This window comes from Haloechinothrix halophila YIM 93223, from assembly GCF_000504245.1.
Classification (GTDB): Bacteria; Actinomycetota; Actinomycetes; order Mycobacteriales; family Pseudonocardiaceae; genus Haloechinothrix_A; species Haloechinothrix_A halophila.
The window spans coordinates 2,764,025-2,784,041 of sequence record NZ_KI632509.1; the positions used below are offsets into that span (position 1 = coordinate 2,764,025).

At 66.4% G+C, this 20,017-nt stretch carries 14 protein-coding genes; 5 read left to right on the forward strand and 9 right to left on the reverse strand.

The window, feature by feature from the left end; translation table 11 throughout:
• The first annotated feature begins 265 nt into the window (after nucleotides 1-265).
• Nucleotides 266-1,384, forward strand: coding sequence for an adenosine deaminase (locus AMYHA_RS12630; RefSeq protein WP_034271234.1), 1,119 nt, complete (start codon nucleotides 266-268; stop codon nucleotides 1,382-1,384).
• Nucleotides 1,385-1,614: 230 nt separating this feature from the next.
• Here the strand turns inward: AMYHA_RS12630 and AMYHA_RS12635 are convergent, their stop codons facing one another.
• From AMYHA_RS12635 to AMYHA_RS12670, 8 genes are all read right to left on the reverse strand, one after another.
• A complete protein-coding gene (locus AMYHA_RS12635) occupies nucleotides 1,615-3,351 on the reverse strand; it encodes a PucR family transcriptional regulator (protein ID WP_034271237.1) in 1,737 nt (578 codons plus the stop codon).
• 121 nt (nucleotides 3,352-3,472) lie between these two features.
• Entirely contained in the window at nucleotides 3,473-5,428 is a 1,956-nt protein-coding gene (locus tag AMYHA_RS12640; protein ID WP_034271239.1) for a hydantoinase B/oxoprolinase family protein, read from the reverse strand.
• Nucleotides 5,425-7,563, reverse strand: a complete 2,139-nt coding sequence (locus tag AMYHA_RS12645; RefSeq protein ID WP_034271242.1) for a hydantoinase/oxoprolinase family protein — start codon at nucleotides 7,561-7,563, stop codon at nucleotides 5,425-5,427. Before AMYHA_RS12645 ends, AMYHA_RS12640 begins: the two co-directional genes overlap by 4 nt.
• Nucleotides 7,564-7,630: 67 nt before the next feature.
• Nucleotides 7,631-8,278 carry an SRPBCC family protein gene (locus tag AMYHA_RS12650; protein ID WP_034271245.1) on the reverse strand — a complete coding sequence of 216 codons (648 nt, stop codon included), beginning with the start codon at nucleotides 8,276-8,278 and terminating at the stop codon, nucleotides 7,631-7,633.
• The gene (gene cutA / locus AMYHA_RS12655) at nucleotides 8,279-10,681 is read right to left on the reverse strand and encodes an aerobic carbon-monoxide dehydrogenase large subunit (protein WP_034271248.1); all 2,403 of its coding nucleotides are present in this window, start codon (nucleotides 10,679-10,681) and stop codon (nucleotides 8,279-8,281) included.
• Nucleotides 10,678-11,193 carry a (2Fe-2S)-binding protein gene (locus AMYHA_RS12660; RefSeq protein WP_034277007.1) on the reverse strand — a complete coding sequence of 172 codons (516 nt, stop codon included), beginning with the start codon at nucleotides 11,191-11,193 and terminating at the stop codon, nucleotides 10,678-10,680. The genes cutA and AMYHA_RS12660 overlap by 4 nt, the downstream gene beginning before the upstream one ends.
• A gap of 35 nt (nucleotides 11,194-11,228) precedes the next feature.
• Nucleotides 11,229-12,116: an FAD binding domain-containing protein gene (locus tag AMYHA_RS12665; RefSeq protein ID WP_034271251.1), complete on the reverse strand. Its 888-nt coding sequence runs from the start codon at nucleotides 12,114-12,116 to the stop codon at nucleotides 11,229-11,231.
• 22 nt (nucleotides 12,117-12,138) lie between these two features.
• Nucleotides 12,139-13,530 carry a uracil-xanthine permease family protein gene (locus AMYHA_RS12670; protein ID WP_034271254.1) on the reverse strand — a complete coding sequence of 464 codons (1,392 nt, stop codon included), beginning with the start codon at nucleotides 13,528-13,530 and terminating at the stop codon, nucleotides 12,139-12,141.
• Between the two features lie 250 nt (nucleotides 13,531-13,780).
• On the opposite strand from AMYHA_RS12670, the gene bar reads away from it, so the two are divergent.
• From bar to AMYHA_RS12690, 4 genes are all read left to right on the forward strand, one after another.
• Entirely contained in the window at nucleotides 13,781-14,920 is a 1,140-nt protein-coding gene (gene bar, locus AMYHA_RS12675) for a barbiturase (protein ID WP_034271257.1), read from the forward strand.
• A 118-nt stretch (nucleotides 14,921-15,038) separates the two neighbouring features.
• Nucleotides 15,039-16,493, forward strand: a complete 1,455-nt coding sequence (locus AMYHA_RS12680) for an amidase (protein WP_034271260.1) — start codon at nucleotides 15,039-15,041, stop codon at nucleotides 16,491-16,493.
• The gene (locus AMYHA_RS12685; protein ID WP_051399825.1) at nucleotides 16,490-17,713 is read left to right on the forward strand and encodes a CaiB/BaiF CoA transferase family protein; all 1,224 of its coding nucleotides are present in this window, start codon (nucleotides 16,490-16,492) and stop codon (nucleotides 17,711-17,713) included. Before AMYHA_RS12680 ends, AMYHA_RS12685 begins: the two co-directional genes overlap by 4 nt.
• On the forward strand, nucleotides 17,710-19,224 hold the full coding sequence (locus tag AMYHA_RS12690; RefSeq protein WP_034271265.1) for a carboxyl transferase domain-containing protein: 1,515 nt from the start codon (nucleotides 17,710-17,712) through the stop codon (nucleotides 19,222-19,224). The genes AMYHA_RS12685 and AMYHA_RS12690 overlap by 4 nt, the downstream gene beginning before the upstream one ends.
• A 61-nt stretch (nucleotides 19,225-19,285) precedes the next feature.
• Here the strand turns inward: AMYHA_RS12690 and AMYHA_RS28415 are convergent, their stop codons facing one another.
• Nucleotides 19,286-19,684, reverse strand: coding sequence for a hypothetical protein (locus AMYHA_RS28415; protein WP_084037151.1), 399 nt, complete (start codon nucleotides 19,682-19,684; stop codon nucleotides 19,286-19,288).
• Between the last annotated feature and the right edge of the window lie 333 nt (nucleotides 19,685-20,017).

The window sequence follows — 20,017 nt, forward strand, 5'->3', positions numbered from 1 at the left end:
CTTCGCCAGCCTCAAGAACGAACGAGTTTACCATGTGGTGTATCCCACACGGATGAACATCAAGAAAGATAGGCTCGCTAAAGTGAACTGCACGACAATCGCCAACGAACCCATTGGAACTACGACTACTGGGCATCTCACGAAGTACGCAGCGAATACCTGAATGGGTAGCGCTCAGCATATAAAAGGACGCAAACTCAGCAGTCCGGAAGGCGCGAGGCGGCTCAAATATGCCACGGCGCGACGCGATCATGGGAGGTTTGTTGTGCACCAGGATCGGACCACTGCCACGCGCGATTGGATCCGTCGTGCGCCGAAGGTACTGTTGCACGATCATCTCGACGGCGGGCTTCGGCCCGCGACGATCATCGAGCTTGCCGACTCCTGCGGATATGACAAGCTGCCCACCACAGACGCCGACAAGCTGGGCCGTTGGTTCGTGGAATCCGCCGACTCCGGCTCGTTGGAACGCTATCTGGAGACCTTCTCGCACACCATCGCGGTGATGCAGACGGCTGATGCGTTATTTCGTGTCGCGGCCGAGTGCGCGGAGGATCTCGCCGCCGACGGCGTCGTCTACGCGGAGGTTCGTTACGCCCCAGAGCTGTTGCAGGAACAGCGGCTGACCCTGGCCGAGGTCGTGGACGCCGTCGAGGCAGGCTTCCGGGAAGGTGAGCGCCGGATGGCCGTAGCCGGCCGGCCGATCCGGATCGGGACGCTGCTGTGCGCGATGCGGCAGAACGCACGAGCCGCCGAGATCGCCCAACTCGCCGTCGACTACCGGGATGTCGGCGTGATGGGGTTTGACATCGCAGGACCGGAGGCCGGTTTTCCGCCCACCTGGCAGTTGGACACGTTCGAGTATCTGCGGCAGCAGAACGCCCATTTCACCATTCACGCCGGTGAGGCGTTCGGTTTGCCATCAATGTGGGAGGCGATCCAGCATTGCGGTGCAGAACGACTCGGACATGGCGTACGGATCGTCGACGACATCACCGTCACTCAGGATGGATCCGCGCGGCTGGGGCAGTTGGCGTCCTATGTTCGAGATCGGCGGATCCCATTGGAGATGTGTCCGACCTCGAACGTCCAGACTGGTGCGGCTCCGTCGATCATCGAGCACCCCATCGCCCTGTTGCGTAACCTGTCCTTTCGGGTCACCGTCAATACCGATAACCGATTGATGGGTGGCACCTGCATGTCCCGGGAATTTGAGGAGCTCGTCGGCGCGTTCGGCTACACTCTCGACGATCTGCAGTGGTTCACGGTGAACGCCATGAAATCCGCGTTCTTACCGTTCGACCAGCGGCTCGCATTGATCAATGATGTGATCAAGCCCGGATACGCCGCGCTCCGTACGAAGCGCGGCGGCGCGTCTCGCTGAGAATTCGGGGCAGTACGAGCGATTGGTCGACGTCCTGTGCGGCGGAAGCCAGCCCTGCCGGGGCGATGACGTCGATGGTGAACGGCGTGACGATTTGCGTTGCGTGGTAGCGGGTGGTGCTGGACCCGCGTCGTCGCCCGGGTTGTAGAGGACCAGCGTGTCCTCGCGGATCCGGTCGGTCCCGTAACCGATGTACGCGCTGGCAGTCACGCCCGAAAGAACCTGCTGAATCAACCTCTCATTTCGCATACTCGCAAGGCGACGGCTATATCCAGTCTTAGATGAGGATCTGAGCTGAATGGCCCGAGAAGGCTCTCGAGCTTGGTGATCCGGTAGCGCATCGTGTTGTAGTGGAAGTGCTGCAGGCGTGCCGCTTCGGCGACGTTGAGGTTGGTGTCGAGAAGGATCTGTAGTGTCGTACGTAGGTCGGCGGCCGCTGCTGTGTCGTCGGCCAGTTCTCCGAGCACCTGCGTGGCGAACAGTCGGAGTTCCTCGGGGTCGGGTACCAGCGAGAGCAGCCGGTGCACTCCTAGCTCGTCGAAATGCGTTGCGTCGCCAGGGCCCTTGATTCGCCGGCCGACCTCCACGGCCCGGCGCGCCTGTCCGTAGGCACTCGGCAGCTGATCGAGGTCGTCGACTATCCGGCTGACCCCGGCAGAGAAGGACCGTCGGCCGCCGCCCCGGTCCCCGCGGATGCTGGAGACTACGCTTGCGACCTGCCGTTCGACGGCCTGACTCTGGTTTGCGGAGTCGGCGTCCGCGCTGTCCAAGGGAACGGCCACAGGCAGTAGCGCGACCACCTCGGCTGAGAAGTCGACTACGGCGATGGTGCGGTCACGTGTCTCGAGTACTTGTCTCCACGCCGTCGCGAACCGGTCCTGCCATGCTCGTTGGGTTCGCGCGGGCGCCGGTTGCTTCGCAGGGTCGGTCGGGTCCAGCTCCGCGACTAGGACGACCAGCGGTCGGTTGAGATTCCAGCCGAGCCCGGCGGCGTGGTCGAGGACGTGTTGATTGTTGCCGGCGCGGCGTTGGAAGACGTCGCGCAAGAAGTCGCCGCGGTATTTGCTCTCCACAGCGGTGACGGCCTGTTGCCGGGTGATCAACAACGCGCTGACCGTGGCCGCGCGCTCCAAGGCTGATACGTCGGACGGAGCGAGTGTCCGGTCGGGGCTGAACACCGCGATCCTCGCCAGGTCCGTGCCGCCGGCTGCGACAGGAACCATCCGCACCTGCCCACCGGCCACCGGTTCCGGACCTAACCGCACCCGCTCCACCCGAAATCGCCCGGTGTCGTCGAAGAGTTTGGCCGCGACCAGCTCCGCTCGGTCGTCGTCGGTGAGTGCGCTCGCGCGTTCCCGACCGTCGGTGGAGGTGATCACCACGCCCACCGAGAGCACCCGGGCGACCTCTGCGGCGATCTGGGCGAGGTCGCCGCCCTCCAGCACCAGCATTGTCAGCGCACTGTGGAGCGCGTCGATCTGCTCGAGCACGGTGGCCTGGGCGGCGCTGAGGTCTGTGTAGACCTCCTTGAGTACGTCGTCGAACGCGACTCCGTCCGGCAGACGGAGCAGCGGAAAGCCGAGCTCGTCGGCAACGGTGATGACCTCCGCGGGAAGCTCGTGGAGGTAGCGGCCGAACTTGATGGCCAGGCCCGCAAGGCCGCGCTTGTCGAGGTCGCGGACGAGCTGGACAAGAGCCGACGTGCGCGCGGAGTGATCTGACGGTGTGCTCGAGACTAGCGGGAAGCCCGTGGTCAGCAGCAGTTCGTCGGGCTTGACCCAGGCGACGATGTCAGGGACCTCCATGACGTTGAGGCCGGCCACGACACGGTCCATGCTGTTGGCTCCGGCAAGCACCGTGGTGTCACTCAACGATTGAGCAGTCAGCACTGAGCGCAGCGGCAACCCATACGTTGCGCCTGTCAACTGTTGCCCTTCACCGAGCTCGTCGTTGTCAACCTTCACCATCGGCCGACGATATCCCGGCCGAGTCATCTCCGAAAGGCGCACCTGTAAGCCCCGCCTGGCAGCCGGTATCAGCTTTGTGGTTTCAGCCGTCCTCCCGTCCTGGCGGGGCCAGGAACGGCGCTCAGAGCCAGTCCACCTCTGCGGCCGGCCTACCGTCGCTGAGGTGAGCGTAGCCAGTCCCGCGGTCGAAGTACGGCTGCTGTCCGGTTCGCTGTCCGCCTCGTTGGGTGCGCTGGCTCGTCGTCGCTTCCGCGTCGTAGCCGAGGTCGTCGCCTTCGACGGACCCGGTCAGGACCACGCCGTACTCGTCGCATGCGGCCGCGGCCGACACCTTGCCCCAGACCACGTCGCGTATGACGAGTTCGGGGTCGCGCTGCAACGGGTCGCCCCAGCCGCCGCCTCCCGTGGTGCGGATCCGGATCACCTCGCCGGCGCGTACCGGCTCGGCGTCGGCGAGTGCGTCCACCTCTCGCTCGGCGTGGCCGCCCGGCTCGATCGTGACCTGGAACGGCCTGCCCGCGCGGCCGCCGGCCAGGCCCCAACAGGACAGGATGGAGCGGTCCGCGATCGACATGAAGTGGGCGTCGGTGAGCATCCGGATGTGCTTCTCGTACCCGAGACCACCCCGGAACTGGCCCGGCCCGCCGGAGTCGACGGCCAATCCGAGGCGCTCCACCACGAACGGGAACCGCGACTCGGTGAACTCGGTGGGCAGGTTCCGCGAGTCGGGGACGACGTGGATGGTGTCCTCGCCGTCGGCGTAGTAGCGCCCGCCGGAGCCGCCGCCGAGCACCTCTCGCATCAGGTAGGGGCGGCCGTCGTGGTCCTGGCCGTAAATCCCGGTGTAGCGGATGGTTTCCTGGTCGGCAGGCATCCGCCCATCGACGGCCTTGGCCACCACCCCGGCGAGGACGCCGAGCATCCGCAGGATCACGAACGTCCTGGCGTTGGTGGGTGCCGGGAACTCCGGTGTCAGCAGTGTGCCCTTGGGCGGGAACCGCATCTCGATCAGCGGCACCACGCCCTCGTTGACGTCCAGCTCGGCCATTCGTTCTGGTGTGTCGGCGAGGTTGCGCAGGATCGGCGCCAGCCATTTCTTCAGGAACACCCCGTCGGAGTAGTCGGCGCTGTGGTTGATCGGGCCCTTGGCCTGGGGGGAGGTGCCGGCGAAGTCGATGACAAGCCGCTCACCGTCTGGGTCGTCGGGGGTTGTCCGGGTCAGTGTGATCCGCTGCCGGTGCAGCTGCGGTTCGTCCACCCCATCGTGCTCGGCGTAGTCCTCCCAGACCCATTGGCCGACCGGTATCTTGGCCAGCACCTCGCGTCGGAATGTTTGTGTGGTCCGGTCGATGAGCGCGTCGAAGCAGCGCTCTACCGTCGCCGGTCCGTAGCGGTCGAACAGTGCGGCCAGCCGTCGCGCGCCCATCAGGCAGGCAGCGCACTCCGCGTCCAGGTCTGCGGCCAGTGATTCCGGCATCCGTGAGTTGCGGGTCAAGATGGTGAGTGCTGCCTGGTTCGGTGTGCCCGCGTCCCACAGTTTGATCGGTGGCACCATCAGCCCCTCTTCGAACACGCTGGTCGCCGAGCTCGGCATCGATCCCGGCACCGCGCCGCCGATGTCGTCGTGGTGACCGAACGCCTGCACAAACGCCACCACCGACGGGCCCCGGCCGTCCCCGGAGTCGTGAAACACCGGCACCGTGACGCACAGGTCCGGGAGGTGACCGATGCCACCCTCGGAGCGGTACACGTCGTTGTGGAAGAACACGTCTCCCGGCCGCATCGTGTGCAGCGGGAAGTCACGGGCGACCGGCTGCACCAGCGCACTGTAGGAACGACCGGTGAGCTTCCGCAGCAGCCGGTCGTGGATCCCGGCCCGGAAGTCGTGGGCGTCGCGGATCATCGGCGACCGCGACGTGCGCGCGATGGCCGTCTCCACCTCGATCTCTACCGAAGCTAGGCTGCCCTGCACGATCTCCATGAGCACCGGATCGGCAGTAGCTCCGGCGTCCGGCGTCAAGGTGTCGAAGGGAAAGTCGGTGGGCGCGGTCACCGACTGCGGGTCCTGCCGGTTCATCGGGCGTCCTCCCCACGGGTCACGATGATGTTCAGGAAGTCGTCGATGCGTGCCGAAAACCCGGGATGCACCGGCACCGTCGAGCCGAATTCCTCAATGATGGCCGGGCCCCGAAGACGCTGGCCCGGCTGCAGGTCGGGACGCCAGAACACTGCGGTGTCGACCTCCCCGTCGGCGGGGACGAAGCAGACCGCCCGCCGGCTCCGTGGTCGCGGGCGACCGACATCGGGGCCGGGACGGCGCCTGTGAATGTCAGGGCGTCGGATCGGCCCGACGCCCGACACCCGGAGGTTGACCCACTCGACCTGCTGCTGGTCGTCGCCGGCGAAGTCGTAGCCATACAGCGCGCGGTGCTCGTCGTGAAATCGCTGTGCGACGTTGTCGAGCAGCGCCTGGTCGATCGGACCGTCGGGTACCGGAACCCGCACCTCGAAGGCCTGTCCGAAATAGCGAAGATCAGCAGTGCGTACGTAGTGGTGGTCCTCAACGGCGAAGCCTTCTTTACTCAGTGCCGCCGCCGCCTGGGCGCTCAGGTCGTCGAACACAGCTGCCAGAGCCTGCGGATCCAGGGTGTCGTGCAACGAGACATGGGTCTGCACATAGTCGTTCTTGACGTCAACGGTGAGCAGACCGAAGGCCGACACGTTGCCAGGGTTGGGCGGCACCAGCACCCGAGGCAGATCGAGGATGTCGATCAGGCGGCACAGCAGCAGCGACCCGGACCCACCGAACGTGGTGAGGGTGAAGTCACGGACGTCGAGACCACGTTGGACGGTGATCTGTCGCAGCGCGTTCGCCTGATTCCATGCCGAGATCTCCAGCACTCCTGTCGCGCATTCGGGCACGCTCATGTCGAGCTTCTCCGCGAGCTGCTGCAGACCCGATCGCGCTGCATCGACGTCGAGCGGGATCTCGCCACCGAGCAGGTGAGGCGGGATCCGGCCGAGGCAGACGTGCGCGTCGGTGATCGTGACGTCCGTGCCACCCTTGGCGTAGCACAGCGGGCCAGGATCGGCGCCCGCCGACCGGGGGCCCACCTTCAGCATTCCCTCCGGCGACAGCCAGGCGATGGACCCCCCACCCGCGCCGACCGTCACCACGTCGATCATCGGGATCTTGCTCGGGTAGGCGCCGACACTACCCTCGGTGGTCAGGCTGGGTTCCCCGTCGATGACGACGCACATGTCGGTGGACGTGCCACCGCCGTCGCAGGTGAGCACCCGGTCGAAGCCGGCGTGCCGAGCGATCAGCGCCGCACCGAGCGCCCCGGCGGCTGGGCCGGACAGCACCGTGGTGATCGGCTGATGCACGATCTCCTCGGCACTGAGCACGCCGCCATTGGACTTCATCACGTAGAACGGCACGCTGGTGTCGTGGCGATCGGTGGCGTCGTCGGACAAGGTGGACACGGTGTACGCGTCGAGGCGCGCCTTGATGGTGGCGACGTAGGAAGACACCATCGGCTTGACTGCGGCATCGACCAGCGTCGTCATGGACCGCTCGTACTCGCGGTACTCGCGTAGCACCGCTGACGAGAGGGAGACGATGGCGTCGGGATGTTCCTCGGCCAGGATCTCGCGCATCCGCTCCTCGTGGGAGGGGTTGGCGTAGGCGTGCAGCAAGCAGACTCCGAGCGTGTTCACACCCTTCTGCCGGAACCAGCGGGCGGTGGCCCGCGCACCGGGCTCGTCGAAGGGCCGGATCTCCTCTCCGGTGTAGGTCATCCGGCCGCCGACGGTTCCGACCAGGTCGCGAGGCACGATTCTGTCGGGCTTGACCCAGAAGTAGGAGTTTCCGTAGCCGTCGGGCACCGACTGGCGCGCGATCTCGAGGATGGACTCGTAGCCCTCGGTGGTCACGAAACCGAGTTTGTCGACCTTGCCCTCGAGTAACTGGTTGGTGGCGACCGTGGTGCCGTGGCTGACGGCCACAATGGAGTCCCCCCCGCCGGGCGGGCGATCCGCCAGGTCGAGCGCCTTGTCGATGGCGGCCATGAAGCCGTCGGCGGGGTTTCTCGGAGTCGACGGTGTCTTGGTAGTCACCAGGTCGCCGGTTGTCTCGTCGAAGGCGACCACGTCGGTGAAGGTTCCGCCGGTGTCGATGCCGATGCGGATGCGTCGTGTGTTGGGCAGCATGGGTCCTGTCTTTCATGGCTGTCGCGGGAGGTTGTTGAACCCGGGCGTGGGAAATGATGTGTGAGTTTCAGCCTCTCCGGCGCCCGGCCAGCGCGCCAAGCAGGACGCCGAGAGCGACCAGACCGCCGCCGAGCGCGACGCCTTTGAGGAAGGCGTCGTCATGCGCGCCGTCTCCGGTCTTGGCGGGGGCGGTGAAGACCTGACCCGACGTGGCAGGCACCGGCTGTTCGGAAGTGGCACCGCCTGTGGTACCGCCTGGGGGGACCGCGGTCTCGTGACCGGTCAGCACGTTGTTGACGGCGACGAAGAACTCTCCGGCCATTCGCTTGCTGACCGAGGCCAACATCCGTTGGCCGACGCCGCCGATCATGCCTCCGACGATGGCGTCTGCGCCGTAGCGTAGACCGGTCGTCCCGTCACCGTTGTCGGTGAAGTCGACCTTGACGTCGGCGGCCACCGTGCCCGGGGCCCCGGAGGCTGACGTCTTCATGACCAGGGAGGCCGGTTTCACCAACTCGTTGAGCTCGCAGGTTCCGGCGTAGGTGCCCTTGATCGAAGCGACCCCTGCGGTGATCTGCATCGCGTAGGCATTCTCGCCTGCTGCCTCGAGCTTCTCGCACCCCGGGATGGTGCGGACGAGCACTGCGGGATCCAACAGTGCGTCCCATACCGCATCGATGGGTGCGTGCAAGGTGGCTTCTCCGGCGACCTTCATTTAGGTGGCTCTCCTTCCAGGGCTTGACGCTTCGGTGTTCCTGCGTCGCAGCTCGAACAGCTCGGACGGTGAGATGGGCATCGACGTGATTCCGATCCCCTCGGCGTCCTCGATCGCGGCCGCGAAGACCGCTGTCGACGGGATCACGCCGGCCTCGCCCGCGCCCTTGATCCCCAGTGGGTTCAGCGGTGACGGCGTCTGGAGGTGATCGATCTCGATTTTGCTGGGAACTTCGGTGACGTAGGGCATCAGGAAGTCCATGAACGACGCGTTCAGCAACTGTCCGTGCTCGTCGTAGGACATCCGTTCGTATAGCGCGCCAGCAACCCCCTGGGCCACGCCGCCGTGGATCTGTCCTTCGACGATCAGCGGGTTGACCACGTGGCCGCAGTCGTGCACGACGCAGTAACGCAGGATCTTGATCTCGGCGGTGTCCGGATCGGTCTCCACGATCACTGCATGCATGCCGCTGGCGAATGTCGAGCGGACAGGCGAGTAGTAGCCTTTGCCCTCCAGGCCCGGCTCGTCGCCCTCGGCCACCGGTGGCTTGTCAGGGTCGCCTACGACGAACTGGGTGGCCGACTCCGAGGCCTTGTCGAAGGCGTACCGCAGCGGGTTGGACAACACAGCGACGGTGCCGAGCGCGATCGTGGCGTCGGGCGTTCCCTTGACTCGCACGATGCCGTCCACGATCTCCAGGTCGTCGGAGCTGGCCTCGAGCGCATCGGCCGCGATCCGCAGCGCCTTGGTACGGACGGCGCGGGCCGCGAATGCGATGGCCGACCCACTCATGACCGCGGCCCGGGAGGCGAAGGTGCCCACGGCGTAGGGAAATCGGCGGGTGTCGCCGGTGGTCACCTCGACGTCCTCGAAGCGCACGCCGAGCTCGTCGGCGACGATTTGCGCGAAGACTGTCTGGTGCCCTTGGCCCTGCGAGGTGAGACCTGTAGCGACTTTGACCTTCCCGGACGTCTCGACCTGCACGTGTCCGCCTTCGTAGGGCCCGACTCCGGTGCCCTCGACGTAGCAGGCCAGGCCGATGCCGACCCTGCGCCCCTGCGAGCGTGCCTGTTCGCGGAAGGTCTCGAACTCGTCCCAGCCGACCAGCTTCTTCAGCTTCTGAAGGCAGGCGGGATAGTCTCCCGAGTCGTAGATGAGCGGCCTGCCGTCCTGGAAGAGGAGCCCATGGTCGTAAGGCAACTCGTCGGGCTGGATGAAGTTCACCGCGCGCACTTCGGTGCGATCCCGGCCGAGGTAGGAGGCGATGGCATCCATCGTGCGTTCCATCGCGTAGACGCCCTGCGGCCGACCGGCCCCGCGGTAGGGGGTCACGACCACGGTGTTGGTGTAGAGGCTTTCGAACACCACCGAGTAGGCCCCGGGCTTGTACGGGCCGAGCAGCTGGGTCGAGGTGATGATCGGCACGATGATGCCGTACGGCGTGTAGGCACCGTTGTCGTGCCAGAAACGCACCGAGAGTCCCAGGATGCGGCCGTCGTCGTCGAACCCCACCTCGACGTGCTGTACCTGGCCGCGCTCGTGAGCCGAGGAGATGAAATGCTCACGCCGGTCCTCAATGAACTTCACCGGCTTACCGAGGGCTCTGGCGACGAACGGTACGAGCAAGTCCTCCGGCCACGGGTGCATGATTTTGACACCGAAGCCGCCGCCGACGTCCGGCGTGATCACGTCGACGTTGGCGAGGTCCAGCTGTAGTTTGGCCGCGATGGCGGCGCGCACGCCGGTCGAGGTCTGGGTGGAGGTCCACACCCGCATGCGTCCCGAACCGGTGTCCCACTCGGCCAGTGTTGCCCGGCCCTCGAGCGGGGTCGCCGCGCTGCGCTCGATTTCGAGGTCGAGCGTGAGTTTGTGCGGAGCGCCTGCGATTGCGGATTCCGCATCTCCGGTGGACTGTTCCATGCGCGCTGCAACGTTGCCGGGGACATCGTCATGGACCAGGTGCTCGGCCTTGCGGGCGTGGTCGATGCCGACGACTGGGGGCAGCGGATCGTAGCTCACAGAGATTCGGAAAGCGGCGTCCTCGGCGATGTAGCGGTCGATGGCCACCACCATCGCGACGGCCTCCCCGACGTAGTTGACCTCATCTTTGGCGAGGGCGTACTGGGTGCGTCCGTGGGTGAGCGCAGGGTGCGGGATGAGCAGTGGAAGCGGTTCGGCTAGAGGGCCTGGCAGATCCTCATAGGTGTATACCGCCAGTACGCCGTCGACATCGAGGACCCGCTCGATGTCGATGTCGACGATGCGGGCATGGGCGTGCGGGCTGCGCACCATGGCGACGTGCAGCGCCTCGGGGCACAAGTCGTCGGTGTACCGCCCGAGCCCACGCAGCAACCGGTCGTCCTCGACCCGGGTAACGTTCTCCCCAACCAGCTTCCATGTCATGCCTGAGCCTCCTGGGCGGCGTGCTCCGGCTTGGTGGCGCACCCCGCGCCTTGCAGCTCCGCCGCACGCAGGACCGCGGAGACGATGTTTTGATAGCCCGTGCACCGGCACAGGTTGCCCGCGACCATCTCGGAGGCCTCCTCGCGCGTGGGGTCGGGGTTGTCCCGCAGACAGGCCGTGATGGTCGTGAGGAAGCCCGGGGTGCAGAAGCCGCATTGCAACCCGTGACAGTCCTTGAACGCCTGCTGGACGGCGCCCAGGGACCCGTCGGCGTCGCCGAGGCCCTCGACCGTGGTGACCTCCTGACCTTCGGCCGACACCGCGAACATCAGGCACGAGCGCATGGGCACCCCATCCACGAGCACCGTGCAGGCCCCGCAGACGCCGTGCTCGCATCCCACGTGCGTGCCGGTCAGGCCGATGTCCTGTCGCACGGCGTCCGACAGCAGCCTGCGTGCCGGAACCTCGATGTCGTAGGTCGCACCGTTGACGCTGAGCCGCACGTGATGCATGGTCTCACCGTCGGTGTCGGCGGTTGTCGGGTCGCTCACTGGGAACCTCCGATCGTGCGTGCGCTGGCATGGTTGTGCGCCTGCTCGATGACCTGCTTCGTCAACACCCCGGCCAGCTGGCGCCGATAGTCGGCTGTCGCATGGATGTCGGTCTCGGGCTGCACCGCCGCGCTCGCCAGTTCCCCGGCTCCCGTCAGATTGGTCTGACTGAGCTCGCCATCGTCGAAGGCGTCGGACAGGTCCAGCACCAGTGGAGTTTCGGAGACCGAGAGGTACCCCGTCTTGACCGAGGTGACGGCACCGCCCGGGTCCGTCTGCACGATCGCTGCGGCACCACAGAGGGCATAGTCGCCGCGCCGTCGCGAGATTTCCTCGAACGCCACGCCAGCGCCCGCGGGCAGTGCCGGCATGAATATCTCGGTGGCGATTTCGCCGGCTGCCAGCGAGGTCTCCAGCGGGCCGACGAACAGGTCTTCGGCGCCCACCTCGCGGCTGCCCTCATGGGAGCGCAGTGTGACGCTGCCCTCGAGCAGACGAAGCACGGCCGGCATCTCGGCGGCCGCGTCGGCGTGCACGATTGAGCCCACCGTCGTCCCGCGGTTGCGGATCGTCGGGTGCGCCACGGACCGCAATGCCTTGCGCAATAGTGGTTGCGCACGGTTCGCCCGCTTGTCGTGCTCGATCTGCGCATGTCGCGTCAGTGCACCGAACCGAACGCCAGAAGCGTCGGTGTGGACGTACGACAACTCGGTCAGCCGGTTGATGTCGATCAGCATGGTTGGAGCGGCCAGCCGCATCGACAACAGCGGGATCAGGCTTTGCCCCCCGGCGAGGATCTTGGCGTCGTCGGCGTGGTCGGCGTAGGCCTCGAGCGCGTCCTGGAGGCACTCCGGGCGCAGGTACGCAAACGGTGCGGGTTTCACAGCTGCAGCCTTCCTTCCGAGGTTATGCGGACTCACCGGCCGACGTCGCCGGTGTGGACTTACCGGCGCCGAGCAGGCGGACCAGATGGAAGTAGAAGACCACGAAGATCGTGCCGAGCGCGATGCCGCTGATCTCGAAGTCCTCGGTGAACTGAAGTGAGACCCCGCCGACGCCGACGATGAGGCCGGCCGCCATAGGCACGAGGTTGATCGGGTTGGCGAAGTCGACGCGGTTCTCCACCCAGATCTTCGCGCCAAGCAGGCCGATCATGCCGTAGAGCACGACTGTGATGCCTCCCAGAACACCGCCGGGGATGGCGTTGACCAGCGCCCCGAACTTCGGGCTCAGCCCGAGGAGGATGGCCACCATCGCAGCCACGTAGTAGGCGGCGGTGGAGTAGACTCGGGTGGCGGCCATGACGCCGATGTTCTCCGCGTAGGTCGTGGTCGGGGAACCACCGAAGGTACCTGCCAGCGCGGTTCCGAGACCGTCGCCGAGCAGCGCGCGGCCGACGTAGGGATCGAGGTCGTCACCGGTCAGCTCCGCCACTGCCTTGACATGGCCGGTGTTTTCCGCGATCAAGGCGATGACACCCGGAAGCACCAGCAGGATGAAGGCCAGCGAGAAGCTGGGGGTGTGGAAGCCGGGTACCTCCACACCGTCGGCGCCGGTGAAGGTCCAGGCCGGAAGGCCGACCCAGTCGGCGGCCTCGACGGCTGCGAACGTGACGCGGTCGTGGGCGGTCGGCTCGCAGCCGGTGCCGCCGCAGGAGACGATCGGACCCAAGGCTCGGTCGAAGAGCCAGGACACTCCGAAGCCGAAAACCAGGCCGAGGACGATAGCGATCCGGCCGACGAATCCCCTGAAGAGCACAGCGGCGATGATCACGAATGTCGCGGTAAGGAGCGCGACCCATTGGTCCTGCGGCCAGTACTGCTCGGCCACGACGGGCGCAAGGCTGAAACCGATCAACATGACAACCGCGCCGGTGATCGTCGGCGGCAGCACCCTGACCACCAGCCCGGCACCGGCGAAATGCACGAACACGCCGACGGCGACAAGGACCAGGCCAGCGACCACGATGGCGCCAGTCACCTCTGAGGAGTCACCACCCTGCGCGCGGATCGCCGCGACACCGGCGACGAATGAGGCGCTGGTGCCCAGATAGCTCGGCACCCGGCCGCCGACGATCAACAAGAAGACGATAGTCGCGATCCCGGAGAACATGATCGCGACGTTCGGGTTCAAGCCCATGATCACCGGGAACACGAAAGTCGCCCCAAACATGGCGACCACATGCTGACCACCCAGCCCGATCGTGCGCGGCCAACTCAGCCGCTCACCCGGCCGGACGACTTCTCCTTCCGGCGGGGTCCGGCCTCCGTGGACGACCTGCCAAGGTAGCAGTTGCATGTGGTCTCCTCACGCCGGTGAGCCGCCTTCGTGACCAGGACCCTAGTGTCGGCCGTCACAGCAAATCACGAGCAGAAATTGCCAAAGGGTATGCGTCTTTGCTGGCAACTCTGACCATCGGCCAGTGCCATCCCACCCGGCTAATCTCCAACAGACCGCACCCAGTTTGCCTGCGAGCGGTGATACCGCCCGGCCACAGCACCCCAACAGGCCGAACACGCAACGAGCGAGAAGAATAGAGGGATTTCAGATGCCGGAGCCCATTGAGGTCCGCAAGCTCCCGATCAAACACGTCAGCGACGCATCGGGGCTAGCGGAACTGATCAACGCCGGAACCATCGAGGCTGACCGGGTGACCGCCATCATCGGCAAGACCGAAGGCAACGGCGGCGTCAACGACTACACGCGCATCATTGCCGACCGCGCGTTCCGCGAGGTGCTGGTGGACAAGGGCACCCGCACCATGGACGAGGCCAAGCAGGTGCCGATCGTCTGGTCCGGCGGCACGGACGGCGTGATCAGCCCACATGCCACCGTGTTCGCGACCGTGCCCGCCGACACTGCCGAGAAGACCGACGAGCCCCGGCTGACTGTGGGTATTGCCATGAGCGAGCCGCTCCTGCCCGAAGAGATCGGCCGCCGCGGCATGATCGAGAAGGTCGCCGCCGGGGTGAAGGCCGCGATGCACCAGGCCGGGATCACCGACCCCGCCGACGTGCACTACGTGCAGACCAAGACCCCGCTGTTGACGATCCAAACCATCCGCGACGCGCACAGCCGCGGCAAGTCCGTGTGGACTGAGCACACCCACGAGTCCATGGACCTGTCCAACGCGACGACCGGCCTCGGCGTCGCCGTCGCGCTAGGCGAAATCGACATGCCCGCCGACAGCGCCGTCATGCACAACCGGGATCTCTATTCCTCCGTCGCCTCCTGCTCGTCCGGCGTAGAGCTGGACCGGGCACAAATCGTCGTGGTCGGCAACGTCCGCAGCATCGGCGGGCGATTCCGCATCGGCCATTCGGTCATGACCGACGCGCTTGACTCCGACGGCATCTGGGACGCGATCCGTGACGCCGGCCTCAAGCTGCCCGACACACCGCGCTGGAACGACGTCGACGGGCGCCTGGTCAACGTCTTCCTCAAGTGCGAGGTGTCCCCCGATGGAGTCGTTCGCGGGCGGCGCAATGCGATGCTCGATGATTCCGACGTGCACTGGCACCGGCAAATCAAATCCTGTGTCGGCGGCGTGGCCGCCGCTGTCACCGGCGATCCGGCCGTCTTCGTGTCCGTCTCCGCGACGCACCAAGGCCCCGCCGGCGGTGGACCAGTCGCGGCGATCGTCGATCACGGACCCGAGCCCACCGGATACCGTGCGCCAGGCCGCTAACCGCAACAGCCGAGCGTGGTCCCTCTAGCACTGCCGCCCGGGGCCACGCCGGACGCGGTCGAGCCTATCCACACATTCCGAGACCAAGCCCGAGCCCGACCTCACCAGGGAGCGTGACATGACCGAGCAAGAACTCTGTTTCCGACCGGCCACCGAACTGGTGACCCTCCTGGTGCATCGGCAGCTGTCGGCCCGCGAGCTGCTCGGCACCTACCTGGCACAGATCGAGCGGGTGAATCCGACAGTGAATGCGATCGTGACGCTCGCCGAAGACCACGCCTGGCGGCTGGCGAAACAGGCCGACGACGCCATCGTTCGGGGCGTCCAGCTCGGCCCGTTGCACGGCCTGCCCGTGGCGCACAAAGACCTCACCGAAACCAAGGGCATTCGCACCACGTACGGCTCACCGGCACGCGCCGACTTCGTGCCCGACGTCGACTCGCTCGTCGTGGAGCGGTTGGTGGCTGCGGGAGCGGTGACCGTCGGCAAGACGAACACCCCGGAGTGGGGAACGGGATCGCAGACCTACAACGACGTGTTTGGGGCGACCCGCAACCCGTACGATGTCTCGAAAACGCCCGGCGGCAGCAGCGGCGGCGCGGCCACGGCACTGGCCACCGGTATGGTGCCGATCGCGGACGGCACCGACATGGGCGGCTCCCTGCGCAATCCCGCGAGCTTTTGCAGCGTCGTCGGGCTTCGGCCGTCCATCGGCAGGGTTCCCACCTGGCCAAGTGCGGCGCCGCAATTTGCCCTCGCCGTGGCCGGCCCGATGGCTCGCACCGTCGGTGACGTGGCCTTGCAGATGCGCGTGCTCAGCCCTCCCGATCCCCGGCACCCGCTGTCGCATTCCGTGCCTGCGGATCAGTTCGCGCGGCCGTTGGGCCGTGACTTCACTGGCACGACCGTCGCCTGGAGCGACGACCTGGGTGGGCTGCCCGTGGATCCGCGCGTCAGTCGCGCGATGGCACCCGCTCCACAAGTGCTCACGTCCCTCGGCTGCGACCTACGGGAGCGCGACCCCGACCTCACTGGCGCCGAGGAAGCGTTCCGGACCTGGCGGGCCTGGTACTACGCGCTCACCCTCGGCGAGCTGTTCGAGCAGCGCCCGCAGGACTTGGGGGAGAGCGCGGCGTGGAACACCAAGGCGGGCCTGGCGCTCACCGGTGAGGACCTGTGCCGCGCCGAGAAGGCGCGGACCGCCCTGTACTACCGAATGCGGGACTTCCTCACCGACCACGAGTTCCTGATCACCCTGGTCTCCCAGGTGCCGCCGTTCGATGTGGACCTGCCCTATCCGCCTGCAGTCGCCGGAGTGGAACCAGAATCGTATTTGGACTGGATGCGGTCCTGCTACTGGATTTCGGCCACCGGCCTGCCCGCCGCGTCGGTGCCGTTCGGGTTCACCGAGGACGGGCTGCCCGTGGGTCTGCAGGTGGTAGGACGTCCAGGTGACGACTTCGGAGTGCTGCAACTGGCGCACGCCATCGAGACCGCCACGCAAACATGGCGACGCAGCCCCGACATCGCCCACACCGGCGTCACAGCAACCGGTGAAGCGGGTGAGCGATGACAGACCAGACAACCAGCACCGGTCAAGTGGGATACGGCGGGCCACTCGACGGCACCGTCGTCGTCGACCTCACCCGGGCCCTGGCCGGACCGCATGCGGCGATGATGCTCGGCGACCTCGGCGCCCGAGTGATCAAGATCGAGGCACCGGAACGGGGCGACGAAACACGACGCTGGGGACCGCCGTTCGTCGGTCCCGACGGCGCTCAGGAGTCAACCTACTTCCTTTCGGCCAATCGCAACAAGGAATCCGTGACAGCCGACCTGAAAAGCCGGGGCGGCGCCCAGCTGCTGGAACGCCTGATCAAGCGGGCCGACGTACTACTGGAGAACTTCCGGCCGGGCGTACTCGACCGGCTCGGCTTTCCCATTCAGCGCCTGCACCAGCTCAATCCCGGCCTGGTGATCCTTTCAATCACCGGCTTCGGCCATGACGGCCCAGAGAGCCAACGACCAGGTTACGACCAAATCGCCCAAGGAGAGGCCGGGCTGATGAGCCTGACCGGACCGTCGCTGGACGAGCCCACGAAGGTCGGCGTTCCGATCGCCGATCTGCTAGTCGGCATACACGGAGCCTTAGGCGTAGCCGCGGCACTCATCGAACGGGGACAGACTGGGCGCGGGCGTGTGGTGCGGACCTCGCTACTGGCATCCGTCGTGGGCGTACACGCCTTCCAGGGCACGCGATGGACGGTCGCGGGCGAAATTCCACGCGCCACCGGCAACCAACATCCCTCAATCGCGCCGTACGGCCTGTTCCATGCAGCAGACGGCGCGCTCCAGGTCGCCGCAGGCAACGACACCCTGTGGAAAGCATTCACCGGCGTGCTCGGCTTGGAAGCCGACGACCCACGCTACCGCACCAACGCCGAACGGGTAGTGCATCGAGAACAACTACGACTCGACATCGAAGCCGCGCTCGCGACCGCTCCCGCCACCGAATGGCTGGCCAGACTCGACGCCGCCGGCGTACCCGCAGGCAAAGTCCGCACGATCGACGAGGTGTACCGCTGGGAACAAACCCGATCCCAAGGGCTGCTTGTCGAGGTCGAGCACGCGGCACTGGGCCGCCTGCGACTACCCGGACCGCCGCTGCGTTTCGACAACAACACCTACGCGGGAGGCCGCACAACTCACGCCCCACCTCCCCGCCTTGGGGAACACAACGACAGCGTGCGCGCCTGGCTCGACCAGCTCGACCACCACGAGATGAACCGGTGAACCGGGTCGACGCCCACCGGTTGCTGGAACTCGTGCTCGACCCGAGCTCGTTCGTCTCCTGGGACGAATCACCCGTCGACCCGGCAGGCGACCCGGCATACACCGAGGAGCTGACGCGAGCCCGCGAAAAGACCGGCATCAACGAGGCAGTGATCACAGGCTCCGGCAGCATCGACGGACACCAGGTCGCCATGATCGCCTCCGAATTCGCATTCCTCGGCGGCTCGATCGGCGTCGCATCGGCCGAACGAATCGTACGCGCGATCGAACACGCCACCGCAGCGCGCTTGCCATTGGTCGCGATGCCTTCCTCCGGCGGCACCCGGATGCAGGAAGGCACGCTCGCGTTCGCCTGCATGATCAAAATCGCCGCCGCAGTCACCCAACACAAGACGGCCAGGCTGCCCTACATCGTCTACCTCCGGCACCCCACCACCGGCGGTGTGTTCGCCTCATGGGGATCGCTCGGCCACGTAACCTACGCGGAACCAGAGGCCCTGCTTGGATTCCTCGGACCACGCGTCTACGAGGCCCTACACGATCGACCATGGCCCAGAGACGTTCAAACGTCTGAAAATCTCTATCGACACGGTGTCGTCGACGCCGTCGTCGCCCACGAACAACTCAGGCGCACCCTCGCCGCGACACTAGCTGTCCTCCGCGCCGACTCCGACGCAGCGCCGCCGCCATCGCGCAGGACACAACCCGCGATCCCACCGTCCTACTCGGCCTGGGAAACGGTCATCAGGTCACGACGAGTCGGCCGACCTTCGGCACGCACCGTGCTTGCGAGAGCCGCGACGAGCATCGTCGAGCTAAGCGGATCCGGACGAGGCGAGCGCGACACGGGCCTGCTCCTCGCACTGGCAAAGCTGGCCGGACAGCCCTGCGTCCTATCCGCCCACGACCGCCACACACAGTCAACACATGGTCCCATCGGCCCGGCCGCCTTACGCACAGCCAACCGCGGCATGCAGCTCGCCGCCGAGCTGGGTCTGCCGCTGGTAACCGTCATCGACACCGCAGGCGCGGCACTGTCCAAAGAAGCCGAGGAAGGTGGTCTAGCAGGCGAGATCGCCAGAGGAATCGCAACGCTGGTGACGCTCCCAACACCGACGCTGTGCCTGCTGCTCGGCCAAGGCTGCGGCGGCGGCGCGCTCGCGCAGCTACCCGTCGACCGCGTCATCGCCGCACAACACGCGTGGATCGCACCACTACCACCCGAAGGCGCCAGCGCGATCATGCACCGCAGCGTCGAACACGCGGCTGAGGTCGCGACCGCACACGGCGTGCGGGCAGCCGACCTGCTGGAGAACGGCATCGTGGATCGCATAGTCCCCGAACGACCGGACGCCACCGACGAACCGGACACCTTCTGCAGACGAATCAGCTCAGCTCTACACCTCGAACTCACCGCGCTGCTCAGCACAGACCCGGACGACCGCCTCAAGCTCCGGGTCGAACGCTACCGCCGCCTTGGAAGACCAGCCGTGGTCGACAGAGGCCGATGACGACCAAAAACATCGAGACAGTAACAAGCAAATCGCGGCAACCCCATGTGGACCAACGTGTCTACGGCGCGTTCGGGCCAGGCTGGGCGACCCCATGCAGTGCGGAAGGAGCCCTCGCGGTCGATACGGCGGTAGGCACTGGCGCCGAAACAGCCATGCTGAAGCATGCACGAGCACAACGAGCAAGCTCGGGAGCGCAGCGTGTCCTAATAGGCCAGCGCGGCGCTGAAGCCAGTGCCTGGCTGCCCCTTCTGGTCGCGATGCCCACCACCGCGCACCACGAGTCCTGCCCGTCAACCACCGCGGCCGCGAAAACTGCCAGAGGCCAGCAGGGTGGTAGGCCGGATTCGGTGTCGTAGGCAACGCGGATGTCGTCAAGGATCTTCACTCGACTGATGCAGTCACCTCGCCTGATCGCGGCCAGCCCCGCGAGGTCGATATCCCAGCCATACTCCCGCACACCCGCCTGGTCGGTGCCGACCTGGTCGAGCTATCATTTCTATACGAACCGTCCAGCTCACCGGTAGGCCATATCGAACGTCTCTCCGGTTGAGCAGGGTGAGGTCCTGTGCAACATCGACGGTGAGGGCATTGACGGCGACGGGTTGGGGTGGCTGGTCGCGCCAGGGTGAGGATTGCCTGACTAGGGTTGCGAGATTGTGCGAGCTTGCACTGCCCACCCGTCAGCCCCGACAAACAAGGCAGGACGGGGCGTCGAGTGCAGTCTTGGCGGCGACCGTTGTCGGATCGAGGAATGCCGCGGCGTCGACGGTGTGCACGAGAGAGCCTGCGC

Excerpts from the sequence above, each read along its gene's own strand:
- AMYHA_RS12635 (WP_034271237.1), bottom strand. The coding sequence starts at position 3,351 with ATGGTGAAGGTTGACAACGACGAGCTCGGTGAAGGGCAACAGTTGACA.
- AMYHA_RS12640 (WP_034271239.1), bottom strand. The coding sequence starts at position 5,428 with ATGAACCGGCAGGACCCGCAGTCGGTGACCGCGCCCACCGACTTTCCC.
- AMYHA_RS12645 (WP_034271242.1), bottom strand. The coding sequence starts at position 7,563 with ATGCTGCCCAACACACGACGCATCCGCATCGGCATCGACACCGGCGGA.
- AMYHA_RS12650 (WP_034271245.1), bottom strand. The coding sequence starts at position 8,278 with ATGAAGGTCGCCGGAGAAGCCACCTTGCACGCACCCATCGATGCGGTA.
- cutA (WP_034271248.1), bottom strand. The coding sequence starts at position 10,681 with ATGACATGGAAGCTGGTTGGGGAGAACGTTACCCGGGTCGAGGACGAC.
- AMYHA_RS12660 (WP_034277007.1), bottom strand. The coding sequence starts at position 11,193 with ATGCATCACGTGCGGCTCAGCGTCAACGGTGCGACCTACGACATCGAG.
- AMYHA_RS12670 (WP_034271254.1), bottom strand. The coding sequence starts at position 13,530 with ATGCAACTGCTACCTTGGCAGGTCGTCCACGGAGGCCGGACCCCGCCG.
- bar (WP_034271257.1), top strand. The coding sequence starts at position 13,781 with ATGCCGGAGCCCATTGAGGTCCGCAAGCTCCCGATCAAACACGTCAGC.
- AMYHA_RS12680 (WP_034271260.1), top strand. The coding sequence starts at position 15,039 with ATGACCGAGCAAGAACTCTGTTTCCGACCGGCCACCGAACTGGTGACC.
- AMYHA_RS12685 (WP_051399825.1), top strand. The coding sequence starts at position 16,490 with ATGACAGACCAGACAACCAGCACCGGTCAAGTGGGATACGGCGGGCCA.